This window comes from Marinomonas communis, assembly GCF_004363305.1.
Taxonomy (GTDB): Bacteria; Pseudomonadota; Gammaproteobacteria; order Pseudomonadales; family Marinomonadaceae; genus Marinomonas; species Marinomonas communis.
In genome coordinates this window covers 63,055-75,484 of record NZ_SNZA01000004.1, presented here as the reverse complement: position 1 = coordinate 75,484, position 12,430 = coordinate 63,055, and the positions used below count along the sequence as shown (strand labels likewise).

The 12,430-nt window shown below is 43.4% G+C and carries 11 protein-coding genes; 7 read left to right on the top strand and 4 right to left on the bottom strand.

Annotation, left to right across the window (positions count from 1 at the left end; all coding sequences use genetic code 11):
• A complete protein-coding gene (locus C8D85_RS12000; protein ID WP_133563040.1) occupies positions 1–981 on the bottom strand; it encodes a YbgA family protein in 981 nt (326 codons plus the stop codon).
• A gap of 9 nt (positions 982–990) precedes the next feature.
• The gene (locus tag C8D85_RS11995) at positions 991–1,956 is read right to left on the bottom strand and encodes an NAD(P)/FAD-dependent oxidoreductase (RefSeq protein WP_133563038.1); all 966 of its coding nucleotides are present in this window, start codon (positions 1,954–1,956) and stop codon (positions 991–993) included.
• 108 nt (positions 1,957–2,064) lie between these two features.
• Here C8D85_RS11995 and C8D85_RS11990 point away from each other — a divergent pair, with 108 nt between their 5' ends.
• Both C8D85_RS11990 and C8D85_RS11985 read left to right on the top strand, forming a co-directional pair.
• Complete coding sequence (locus C8D85_RS11990) at positions 2,065–2,928, top strand: MerR family transcriptional regulator (RefSeq protein WP_133563036.1); 864 nt, start codon at positions 2,065–2,067, stop codon at positions 2,926–2,928.
• Between the two features lie 98 nt (positions 2,929–3,026).
• Positions 3,027–3,260, top strand: coding sequence for a DUF2061 domain-containing protein (locus C8D85_RS11985; RefSeq protein ID WP_133563034.1), 234 nt, complete (start codon positions 3,027–3,029; stop codon positions 3,258–3,260).
• A gap of 52 nt (positions 3,261–3,312) precedes the next feature.
• On the opposite strand, the gene C8D85_RS11980 is transcribed toward C8D85_RS11985, so the two are convergent.
• Positions 3,313–4,662, bottom strand: coding sequence for a sodium-dependent transporter (locus tag C8D85_RS11980; protein ID WP_133563032.1), 1,350 nt, complete (start codon positions 4,660–4,662; stop codon positions 3,313–3,315).
• Positions 4,663–5,114: 452 nt separating this feature from the next.
• On the opposite strand from C8D85_RS11980, the gene ectA reads away from it, so the two are divergent.
• From ectA to C8D85_RS11955, 5 genes are all read left to right on the top strand, one after another.
• Positions 5,115–5,603 (top strand): diaminobutyrate acetyltransferase, encoded by a 489-nt coding sequence (gene ectA, locus C8D85_RS11975; protein WP_133563030.1) that lies wholly within the window; start codon positions 5,115–5,117, stop codon positions 5,601–5,603.
• 58 nt (positions 5,604–5,661) lie between these two features.
• On the top strand, positions 5,662–6,972 hold the full coding sequence (gene ectB / locus C8D85_RS11970) for a diaminobutyrate--2-oxoglutarate transaminase (RefSeq protein WP_133563028.1): 1,311 nt from the start codon (positions 5,662–5,664) through the stop codon (positions 6,970–6,972).
• Between the two features lie 67 nt (positions 6,973–7,039).
• The gene (locus C8D85_RS11965; RefSeq protein WP_133563026.1) at positions 7,040–7,429 is read left to right on the top strand and encodes an ectoine synthase; all 390 of its coding nucleotides are present in this window, start codon (positions 7,040–7,042) and stop codon (positions 7,427–7,429) included.
• Positions 7,430–7,454: 25 nt separating this feature from the next.
• Positions 7,455–8,384 carry an ectoine hydroxylase gene (gene thpD / locus C8D85_RS11960; RefSeq protein ID WP_133563024.1) on the top strand — a complete coding sequence of 310 codons (930 nt, stop codon included), beginning with the start codon at positions 7,455–7,457 and terminating at the stop codon, positions 8,382–8,384.
• A 108-nt stretch (positions 8,385–8,492) separates the two neighbouring features.
• Positions 8,493–9,935 carry an aspartate kinase gene (locus C8D85_RS11955; protein WP_133563022.1) on the top strand — a complete coding sequence of 481 codons (1,443 nt, stop codon included), beginning with the start codon at positions 8,493–8,495 and terminating at the stop codon, positions 9,933–9,935.
• A 71-nt stretch (positions 9,936–10,006) separates the two neighbouring features.
• Here C8D85_RS11955 and C8D85_RS11950 read toward each other — a convergent pair whose 3' ends face one another.
• The gene (locus C8D85_RS11950; protein ID WP_133563020.1) at positions 10,007–12,220 is read right to left on the bottom strand and encodes a bifunctional diguanylate cyclase/phosphodiesterase; all 2,214 of its coding nucleotides are present in this window, start codon (positions 12,218–12,220) and stop codon (positions 10,007–10,009) included.
• Between the last annotated feature and the right edge of the window lie 210 nt (positions 12,221–12,430).

Below are 12,430 nucleotides of genomic sequence, written 5' to 3'. Positions count from 1 at the left end.
TTAAACTGTATTCCTAATACCAAGAGCTTGCGGGTACGGGGCAAAGTAGCGTTGTTCTTTTACGTATTCGCTGCCGTACAATTTTAAATAGTGGTAAAGAAGAGTGGTCGGTGTTGTGAGGTTTACTTCACCACGACGATATTGTTCGACTACATCGAGAATATCTTGGCGTACTGATGAATCCACTTCGCGCTTGAGATAGCCCACCAGATGCATCAATACATTACAGTGATTCTTACGTTTTGCTGGTCGAGAAAGGGCTTGCATGAATTGTGTAAAGTATTCTTCGGCAAGTGAGTCTATAGGTCTTTTCTCTTGTCCAGATAACAAGCGTCCAAGCGACTTATAGAATGGTTGTGAGTGTGCCATAACCACATATTTGTAGCGGCTGTGATAGTCGATCAAATTTTTCATGGTGAGATCGTTTAAAACGGTATTTCGGAACTCATGATGAGCAAATACTCTTAATAAGAAGTTCTCACGCAGTAACGGATCGTTTAGGCGACCGTCTTCTTCAATGGGCAATTGAGGGAAGCGATCAATAAGTGATTGGGTGAATAAACCGCGCACTCGCTTCATATGCGGATGCCCATTCTCCTGATAAACCTTGATGCGCTCAAAGCCGCACGATGGAGAGTTTTTCATCACAATGTAGCCGTCAAGCTCAGGTAAGTTATCTAAATAACGCTCATTTGAGTTCACCAATTGATCAGTGATCACGACGTCACGTTTGTTTGAAAAGACCAATCTTGGTTGATCTGGATTACCCTCTAATCGCATGGTCGGTCTTGGTGTGCCAAAACCTGCGGCCATTTCAGGGCAAAACTGCTTGTAATCAAAATACTCTGATAAGGGACCTAGGCAGTAGGTTGAACGACTGTGCCCACCGTTGAAACGGACGTTTTCTCCGAGTAAACATGAACTGATGCCCACAGGTATTTTGTGAGAAATATGATTTGGGTGGCATTCATTAACGGTCATACTAACCTCCTAAACCTGATCGAACGGGTACGCTTTGCTAATGGTTTCAAAAGCATGTTTCGCACTCAACATTGCTCCTTCAGCATCCCCCTGACACAGCCAATCACCAATAACACCAATTTTACGTGTGTCATCCCAGAGATACGGTTTTGATGAGAGTGCCATGGCTTGGCGTCCTAGTAGCCAGCGATGGGGCTCCCCTGTGTTTAAAACTGCTATCCCGACTTCTTGTTCAAAAGCCTGAATCAAGTGAGCAAGAACCTCCGCCTTAGGTGTGTCGATGTTGTCTTGACTCCATTGACTGGTAGCTTGAATTACCCAAGTGTCAAATTCATCTGTGTGACGGCCAGGCTTGTCAGAATCCTTGATGATGGTTTCCAGTATAGGATGATTACAGGTCATTAGCGCAGAACTCTGAGTTTTGCTCGTGGTAACCCATAGTGCCCACTGTGGACGTGTTTGGCTGATCGCTTGATTAGCATGTTGCAGCAAGCTATTGGCATTAGGGATCGTCGCTAACAGCATAGCGGCTTGTGTCGCAGGTGCCGCAATGATGAGTGTGTCAGCTAAGCAGACAGCCTGATATCGTTCATCTCGAAGCAACCACTGATCCTGGCGACGCTCTAAATGATGAATTTTGGTGTCAGTGTAAAGTGGAATATCTTGCAATAAGAATCGTGTGATTGCTGACATTCTTGGCACGCCAACGTATGCACTTTGCCAGCGAGCAATAATGTTTTCCTGTAGCAAATGCTCGCGTAAATCACTGATAGACTCATCGCTGAAACTAATTAAGCTTGCTCCGAGATCTACGCTGCCATGTGGAAGGCGCTTGCTGCCTGCACGACCACCCGTGCCTCGGGATTTGTCCAGCACAATACATGGATGGGTTTCTAGTTGTGCATAATAGGCGAAAGTCGATCCAGCTATACCTGCGCCAATCACAGCAAACCGTGCTTGTGGGATATCACTCATTGTTCATGTCCGTCGCTGATTGATCTTTTATATTCTTATACACAAAATAACTTTGTATAAGATTATTTTTGTACATAAACTGTAATTGTACAAGTTTGAGTATTTTGAATGAGCCTTACGAACGATTTAGATCAAGTGGATTACTTCCCAATTAGAATTCTTTCAGAACAAACTGGCGTCAACTCCGTCACGCTTAGGGCATGGGAGCGGCGCTATGGTTTGCTCAAGCCTTATAGAACTGAAAAAGGGCATCGTTTGTACCAGCCTCAGGATGTTGACCGTGTCAAAAAGATACTTTATTGGGTACATCTTGGTGTACCTGTTGGAAAGGTCAAATCACTGCTTGAATCCAATCAGGATGCCGACCTGGAAGTGCAGCACGAAGATGCTTGGCAAGCTTGGCAGCAGCAATTTATGGATGCTGTTATCGATCTGCGTCAGAGCAAATGGGAGCCGATGTTTCGTGAGGCCAGCAAACAGTATCCCGCAAGTGTGCTTTTAATGAGAGGTGTTCTGCCTGTTTTAGAGCAGTTGAGAAACCAATCCTCTCGTCTAGTTTCCCGTTTAGCATTGCAAAGCGCGCTGTCAGATGTGGTGATTTCAATGACGGATTTGTCCGGCGGCAATTTGCTTCAGAGCGATGCTCTGGTGATTAATCTCGATAATTGCGCACTGATGTCTAGGTTGTTGTGTTGGCTAAAAGCGAGCAGTTCAGAGCAGTTCTTTTGTATGGATGGTGTTAGAAGTTTTGCAGATATTGTGACTCTTTATGATGCACTTACTCCTAAGCGCCTTGTTTTCGTTGCCGAGGATATGTCGCAAGTTGAGGCTGAGAAGTGGTTGCAGCAGTGGTCTAGTATTCCTTGCGATGTTTGTTTTATCGGCACAGGACTATGGCTTGCAAGTCAGGCTTCGAATGATCTAGATAAGCCCTGGCGGGTCTTTTCAGATTTGGCGGCTTATTTGAATTAGGCTTAGTCTATTAAAGTTATTGTGTTTATTGATTTTTTATAATCAATAGGTTGTTTTAATCTAAATGCATCCACAGAACGAAACAAGAGGTGCTTTACATGGTTAAGACAATAACATTTGCGGTGATGCACTTTAGCGTTGCATTTACAGTAGCTTATCTGATTTCAGGTAGTTTTTTAGTGGGTGGCTTGGTGGCGACAATTGAGCCTGCGATTAATACTGTTGCTTACTACTTCCATGAAAAACTTTGGCAAAAAGCCAGTTCAGATCGATTTTCAGCACTTTTAGAAGTTTTGAAAAGTCCCATAGAAAGTTATGCGATGAAGTCATAAACGAAAAAGCCCTGCACAGGCAGGGCTTTAAACATAGTAACTTATCTAAGAATTAAAGGTTTAAGATAAATACTACGCCAACAGCAACTGGAGCGATAAACTTCACGACAAACAACCACAGGTTGAATAAGCCTTCAGATTTAAGGTTGATCTCATCAGAAGCGTGTTTCTTCTTAACCACCCAGCCAGCGAATAGCGCGATAAAGATACCGCCAAGTGGCAACATGATGTTAGCAGTAATGTAATCAAGGAAGTCGAATACATTTTTACCAAACAGTGTCACATCGGACATGAAGTTGAATGAACCAAGACACAAAATACCCACAGCCCAAACGACAACGCCCAGTGCAATAGTGGCAGTTGAACGTTTCATACCAACGCGCTCAACAAGGTAAGCAACGGTCGGCTCTAGCAAAGAAATTGCTGAAGTCCATGCTGCAACACCAATTAATACGAAGAATAGGGTGCCAAAGAATTGACCACCAGCCATTTGGCCAAACGCGACAGGTAATGAAATAAACATTAGTCCTGGGCCAGCCGCTGGATCCATGCCGTTCGCAAAGATTATTGGGAAAATAACAAGACCTGCAACCAAAGCAACAAGAGTGTCTAGGAAGCCGATGGCAAGGACAGTCGAACCAATTGAAGCGCGCTTAGGCATGTAAGAGCCGTATGCCATGATGGTACCCATACCCAGAGACAGGGTGAAGAATGAGTGACCCACAGCAACTAAAACAGCATCCCACGAAAGCTTGCTGAAGTCGAAGTCAAACATGAAGCTCCAACCTGCACCAAAGCTATCTGTGCTCATGCCGTAACCTAGCATGACAAACAATAGCACAAATAGAGCAGGCATCATGATGCGAGTAGCACGTTCCAAACCAGCGTTAACACCGCCGATTACAACGCCTACAACCATGATAGTGAATATAGTGTGCCACAGAAGAAGAGTACCAGGATCAGCCAAAAGGCCACTAAAAATCTCACCAGCTTGTTCAGATGTCACGCCGTTTAGTGAGCCATTAGCGGTAGAAACAATGTATTGAAGTACCCAGCCAGCTACAACTGAGTAGAAGGAAAAGATTAGCACACCTGCTAATAATCCCATTACACCGATTAGGCTCCATTTGGTGCTTTTGCCAGATTCTTCCGCCAAGTCAACTAAAGCGTTGATTGGGCTTTGTCGAGCTCGACGGCCAACAAATACTTCAGCAATCATGATCGGAATACCGACTAGGGCGATACATAGAAGATACACTAGGACGAACGCGCCACCACCGTTTTCACCAGTAATGTAGGGAAATTTCCAGATGTTACCAAGACCTACAGCAGATCCTGTCGCTGCTAAGATAAATACCCAGCGGCTCGCCCAAGAGCCGTGGATGGACTTTTTCTCTTGCATAAAATTCTCTTTTTTCTAAGCAAATAACACGAACCTTTTGGGAGCGTGTTTGAGAGGTCACTGATGGGTGACGGTCCGTACTGCTATATCGGCTCTCTTGCTTCTTGTTAATGGAAGAACTGCTTTCAGAAACTAAACAGATCGACCTTCCCACAGAGGGCCGCTGTCTGTGAATGTTCAAAAACATCACAAAGTTCTCTGATTTGGCGGGCGATTCTGCAAATTTTGTTCATCTTTTTCAAGTTAATTCTGCCAATTTGGTCAAAAACAGACCATAAAACATAGGTTTAGAGGTGAGTATAAATCTTGTGAATGATTATTAAATGAGAAAGAACCCAGTGATTTAGTTGATATAAATATTTAGACATGTAATTATTTTTATAGTGAATTTGAGCATTGCAACGGATTTTATTGCTTTTTTTTAATTTTTAGTTATTAGAGATGTAAAATTTATGGTTGAAAGTAACATCAAACTTCGTAAGCCTGTGACAGAGGATGGCGTGGCCCTGTTTGATTTGGTGAAACGCTGTTCACCTTTAGACCAAAACTCTGCTTACTGCAATTTGCTGCAGTGTAGTCACTTTGCTGAGACAGGTATTGCAGCTGAGTTGGATGGAGAGCTGGTTGGTTTTGTTTCCGGCTATCGTGTTCCCGCTCAACCTGATGTGCTGTTTGTTTGGCAGGTGGCTGTAGATGCAAAAGCAAGAGGGCGTGGTCTGTCCAAAAATATGGTGTTGGAGCTGTTAAAACGTTCATCGTTGAGCGGTATTCAATACATTGAAACAACAATAACCCCAGATAATGAAGCCTCTTGGGGGCTGTTTCGCAGCCTTGCAAAAGCATTGAGCGCTCCATTTGAATCATCGATTCATTTTGATGAAGCAGAACATTTCCATGGCCGACATAAGACCGAGCACCTAGTCAAAATAGGTCCGTTCTAGCCACTGACGTTGTCTGCGATCCGCACAGAATTATTTATAAAGATAAGAGGAATTATTTATGAAAATTTTTGAAGAAATTGAATCTGAAGTTCAGTCCTATGCCCGCTCATTTCCGCGTATTTTTAACAAAGCTCAAGGTTGCTATCTGTTCGATGAAGAGGGCAATAAGTACCTAGATTTTTTAGCCGGTGCAGGCACACTTAATTACGGTCATAACCATCCAATCCTCAAAAAGAAACTCGTCGAATACATTATGGAAGATGGTATTACCCATGGACTTGACCTTCACACTAAAGCGAAGGGGGAGTTCATGGAGACGTTCAAAGAGCACATCCTTGAGCCTCGCGAACTTGAATATGTGATGCAGTTTACAGGGCCTACAGGCACCAACGCTATTGAAGCGGCTATGAAACTTGCGCGTAACGTCACTGGTCGCGAGAACATTATTACATTCACCAACGGCTTTCATGGCTGTAGTTTAGGTGCATTGTCTGCAACAGGTAACTCGCATCATCGCGGAGTAGCGGGCACGTCATTAGGTGGTGTAAGTCGAGTGCCATACGATGGCTACCTTGGTGATGGTATTGAAACCACGGAATACCTAGACAAAGTTCTGGCTGATTCATCAAGTGGTATTGACCATCCAGCGGCGGTATTGGTTGAGACAGTACAAGGTGAGGGCGGTATTAATGCTGCAAGCCTAGATTGGCTCAAGAATTTAGATGCTGTTTGTAAGAAACACGATGTATTGCTGATCGTGGATGATATCCAGGCTGGTTGTGGTCGAACAGGCACTTTCTTTAGTTTTGAGCCTGCGGGTATAAAGCCGGATATTGTGACACTTTCTAAATCAATCTCTGGCTATGGTTTGCCATTTGCGATCGTACTGTTTAAACCTGAGCTCGATCAATGGAAACCTGGTGAGCATAACGGTACTTTCCGAGGCAATAACTTAGCCTTTGTTACTGCAAAAGCAGCCATTGAAACCTTCTGGAAAGACGATGCCTTTGCCAAAGAGGTGCGACGTAAAGGGCAATATATTGAGGACCGCTTGCAAGCGATCGTTGATGAACTCGGTGAAGGCAATTTCACGGTACGCGGTCGTGGCATGATGCGTGGCATTAACTGTGTGAGTGGCGAGCTGGCAAGCAAAATTACTAAGGCGTGTTTCAAGCAAAATCTAATGATTGAAACATCTGGCGCTGACGATCAAGTAGTCAAGTTCCTATGTCCATTGATTATCACAGATGAGCAGCTTAAGCATGGCTTGGATATTGTTGAGCAGTCCATCCGAGAAGTCTGCGCGAAGACGGATGAAATGCCTGAAGAGAAAAGCTACTTCGACGAAAACTACGACATCGCCGTATAAGTTATCTGACTACTCGTTGGGCGCTCGTGCGCCCTTTTTTAACACGTTTAACTGAATAGGATTTCCAATGATTGTTAGAGATTTACACGAATGTGAACAAACGGAACGTAAAGTTGTATCACCTGATGGCAAATGGCAAAGCGTTCGCATGCTTTTAAAGGGCGACAATATGGGTTACTCGTTCCATATTACGACTATCTTTGCTGGTGAAGAGTGTCAATTTCATTATCAGAACCACTTTGAGTCCGTGTTCTGTATAGAAGGTGAAGGGGAAATTGAAAGCCGAGAAGACGGCAAAGTGTACCCAATTAAACCTGGTACCTTGTACAACCTAAATGAGCATGACCGACACACATTGAGAGCCTTTAAAGAATTGAAGCTTGCATGTGTCTTTAATCCGCCAGTAACAGGTCAAGAAGTTCACAATAAAGAAGGTGCTTACGAACTAGTTGATTAATTCAAAAAGAGGGAGATAAAAGGTTATGGCAGAGTTACAGACTTTACAATATGACACTGAAGATATGTATCCTTCACGCTTATATGCAAAGCCTGTCAGTATTCCTCGCCAGGATCCTGTTGTTTACTCTAAGGCAACTGATCATGCGCCGCTGACTGCGGCGCAAATTGCAGAGTATGAAAAAAAAGGCTTCTTGTTTCTTGATGATATTTTTACTCAGTATGAACTAGATGAAATGATCTCCGAGATGCATCGGATGCGCGAAGATTCGTCTATCAAGCAAAGAGAGGAAAGTATCACAGAGCAAGAGAGCGGCGCAGTTCGTTCAATTTTTTCATTGCATACACTAAGTGATGTGTTTGCAAAATTGGCTCAGGACCCTCGTCTTGTCGCTATTGCAGAATACCTTTTAGGTGAGCGTGTCTACATACACCAAAGTCGGCTTAATTATAAACCAGGATTCAGTGGTAAAGAATTCTATTGGCACTCTGACTTTGAGACATGGCATACAGAAGATGGGATGCCACGGATGAGAGCACTCAGTATGTCGATCGCATTGACTAAGAATGAGTCTCAAAATGGACCACTTATGTTAATTCCAGGGTCTCATAAGCGATATGTTTCATGTGTTGGCGCAACACCTAAAAATCACTACCTATTCTCCCTAAAAAAACAAGAGTTCGGAGTACCTGATGAACAGTCATTAACTCAGATGGTAAGGGAAGGCGGCATTGAAACAGCGACTGGACCATTAGGTCGAATTACCCTGTTCGATTGCAATACTATGCACGGTTCCAATGGCAATATTACGCCTTATCCAAGATCCAACCTATTTTTCGTATTTAATGGTCTTAGCAACCGTGTTGTTGAGCCATTTTCGAGTACAGAAACTCGACCAGAATACATTTCCGCTAGGGATAGTATAAAGCCCCTTGAAACAGTCATATTTAATTAAGATTTGTGTAATTCATGCTTAATATTTGAGCTTCCTTATGACACACTACGCGCGGCGCTCACAAATAGGTTGAGGTTCCCTTACCCCTACAAGAAATTCGGAAAGAAAATGGGACTACATACAGTTGATAAAATCGGCGGAACGTCCATGAGTGACTACCGTTCGGTAAGAGATAATATAATTTTTAAACCAGCAGGCACAGAAGACCTGTATCAGCGAATTTTCGTGGTATCAGCTTACGGTGGTATTACCGATAAGCTGCTTGAACATAAGAAAACCGGTGATGCGGGTATTTATGCTCACTTTGCCAAAGATCGTAATCAAAATGGCTGGCGCGAAGCCTTTGATGAAGTTCGCAAAACCATGTTGGGAATCAACCGTGATCTATTTGGTGAGAGCGAACTGCTGGATGAAGCGAATACATTTTTAAGTGCTCGTCTTGACCAGGCTCAAGAAGCCCTCGAAGACCTCAGTCGCCTTTGTTCCCATGGTCATTTTGCGATCGGCGAACACCTTGCAACAGTTCGTGAAATGTTGGCTAGCTTAGGTGAGGCGCACAGTGCATGGAACATGGCGAGCTTGCTACAACGTGACGGCGTCAATGCTGTTTTTGTTGACTTAACAGGCTGGAATGCAAGCACTCATATGTCTCTAGATGAACGTATTGTGGAATCGTTCAAGGATATTGATCTAGCGACGCAACTGCCAATAGCAACAGGCTATGCTCACAGTGAAACAGGTCTAATGACAACGTTTGATCGTGGTTATTCTGAGATGACATTTAGTCGTATCGCGGTTTTAACTCAGTCTCGTGAAGCCATCATTCATAAAGAGTTCCACTTAAGTAGTGCGGATCCTCGTTTAGTTGGAGAAGACAAAGCGGTACCAATTGGTCGAACTAATTATGATGTTGCCGATCAGCTTGCTAATTTGGGCATGGAAGCGATTCACCCGAAAGCAGCTAAAGGCCTTCGCCAAAGTCGAATTGCGTTGCGCGTAAAGAATACTTTTGAACCCGAGCACAGCGGCACGCTCATCACAGGTGACTATGTATCAGATGCACCATGTGTTGAAATCATTGCTGGCAGCCGTGGTGTATATGCTGTTGAGCTATTCGACCAAGAGATGGCGGGTGAAATTGACTCCTTTGATATGGGAGTTTTGAAGATCCTAAACCAATTAGGCGCGCATATCATTGCCAAAGACATTAACGCTAACAGCATTACACACTATCTTGCGGCGAACTTAAAAACCTTAAAACGTGTGATTCGCGTGCTAGGCGAAGAGTTCCCAGAAGCCGAGATTACACAGCGCAAAGTTGCCATCGTCTCTGCAATTGGCTCTGATATGAAGACAACAGGTATGTTGGCTAGTGCGGTAAAAGCGATTTCAGAGCAGAATATCAACGTCATTGCTATGCACCAGTCAATGCGCCAAGTAGATATGCAGTTTGTTGTCGATGAAGAAGACTACGAAGTGGCGATTCGAAGCTTGCACAAAGAGCTTGTAGAGTCTCACAACCACGGTCGAGCTATTTGCTTAGCATCTTAAAAACTGTCGGTTGCTCTTTAAAAAAGCCAGCTTCATGAAGCTGGCTTTTTTGTCTGCCGAAAAAGGTATTGTTAGGCGTCCAATAAGTCATTGAGAGTGATGGATTCTGGGAAGTCATTAAATTGCTCTTGAGGAATCGGGCGGCTGATAAAATAGCCTTGGCCCAAATCACAATGAAACTCCCTTAACATGTTCAGTTGAGCATTGCTTTCCACACCTTCCGCAATCACCATGATGTCTAGCTTATGAGCCATTGCAATGATAGCTTCAACAATCATACGATCATCTTTATCACGTTCTAAATCCCACACAAAACTACGATCAATTTTTAGCAAATCAACGGGAAGGTTCTTCAGTTGTCCCAATGAAGAGAAGCCTGTTCCAAAATCATCAATAGCAATACAGATGCCCAGGGACTTTAACTCCTCTAGGGTCTCTTTGGCGTGATTAATATCTGTAAGTAATGTTGTCTCAGTGATTTCAAAACCAATGTAGTGACCAGGTATGTTGTACGTTTGTACCATGCTTTTAACAAAGGGCACTAAATTGGGGTCGTTTAGTTGTAGAGAGGACAGGTTAATATGAAGTAGGATTGGATAAAGTCCAAGAGCTTCCCGATACGCTAAATATTCGAAACTCTTTTCAATGACTCGATTGCCGAGTGCCAAAATCTGTCCAGATTGTTCCGCTAATGGGATAAAACTATCTGGGTATACGAGACCTTTATCTGGGTGCTTCCAGCGGACGAGTGCCTCTGCACCCACTATCTTATTTAGGCTTAGGTCAAACTGTGGTTGAAAGTGGAGAACGAGCTCATCTCGCTCTAATGCTCTGGCTAAAGCCATTTCTTCATTGTGAGTGTCAACCGACTGTTTGTGCATGGAGTCATCGAAAATCACATACTGATTCTTTCCTCGACGTTTGGCTTCATATAACGCCACATCCGCGTATTGCATTAATTCAAGTACTTGGGTGCCGTGATCAGGAATAAGGGTAATACCCAGTGAAGTGCTTTGTTTAAAATCCCGATGACGAATGCTAAGGCTCTGTTGCGTGTTATGCAAAATGGCCTCGGCTTTTCTTTTCAGCTCTTCATGAGAGACAAGACTTGGAACGATGATGGCGAACTCGTCGCCACCAAGACGTAGAACGATATCATCATGATCTTTATTGCGCTCTAGACGATCGGCTATGGAGGCTAGCATCTGATCTCCGACATCGTGCCCTATGGTGTCATTGATGGATTTAAAGTTGTCTAGGTCAAAATAGATAAATGCCCCTAAGGATTTATTGGCCACAATTTCTTTGATGATGTTCGGAAAATGATCGTTTAGGAAACGTCGATTCGGGAGGCCTGTTAGTGGGTCTCTGAAAGCTAACTCTTTTAGTTCAAGCGTTTTTGCATTGACCTCTTTCTGGAGTCGAATTGGGCGAATTAAGATGTTGTATAGGCTTAATGAGCATATGCTGCTAAGCAATAAGGCCACGAATAACATATTCAGAGTTCTTGTATGAAGAACGCTAGTGATGTTATGAGAGAGAGTGAGAGTCCAAGCACCTGTAGGCAAGGTTATATCTGCTTCGACTGCAGCATTTTTGTCCAGTTCAGTGGGAGATTGATAAAAGTCGAAAGTTTGTTTTGAGTCCGTATGACGGCGCTGAATTTGGATTGTATAGCCTTCTTCTTCCAGCTGATGAATGCCAGTCTTCTCGAGTAGAGGGGTTAGCATGATTAATGCGGATGCAAATCCCCAGAATTGCTCATTGCCATTCGATGTCTTGGTGAAAATGGGGGTTCTACTGATTACAGCGATATCGCCTTGAACTAGCTTCACGGGACCAATGACGATCATTCTTCTTTCTGCGATAGCGAGTTGTGCCGCTTCGCCATATTTAGGATGATTTAGAATATCTAGCCCAAGAGCAGATTCATTGCCTTGAAGAGGGTAGATGTAACGAATAATGCCTTCTGGTGCCAGTTGAATGCTGCTAATACCTTCAAAGGATTGCATGATGGTCTGTGCATAACTTTCGAAATGATTGACTTTCTCATAATCAATACTGATTTGATGCGCCAAGATCTGCGTAGACGTTAATGATAAGCTTAAATTTCGCTCTATTTCAGCGGCTTGAGAGCGTGCCATGCCACTTAACAATAAGCGCTGGTTTTGCTTAAAGTTTGTGTTGGAGAGGCTAATGAAATAGAGGCAAGCACAAAATATCGTGATAAAAATGCCAACGGAAACCAGCAAGGGGCGATGTTTTTTAATCCGCAGATCCAGCATTTAAAGAGACTCCATACATCACTAAAGACAAATGTGCTCGTTGTCAGAACGGGTTTAACATAAATGTATCAAGTTAAAATGGTTTAGGCAGCTGTATATTTGAGGACAAATAAAAGTCTAAGTAGATATTTGATTTAAGTCTCTATACCTTAAAATAATCTTTAAGGTCGTACTCAAAGTAACTTACGATTGCGATCCATCTCTATAAAG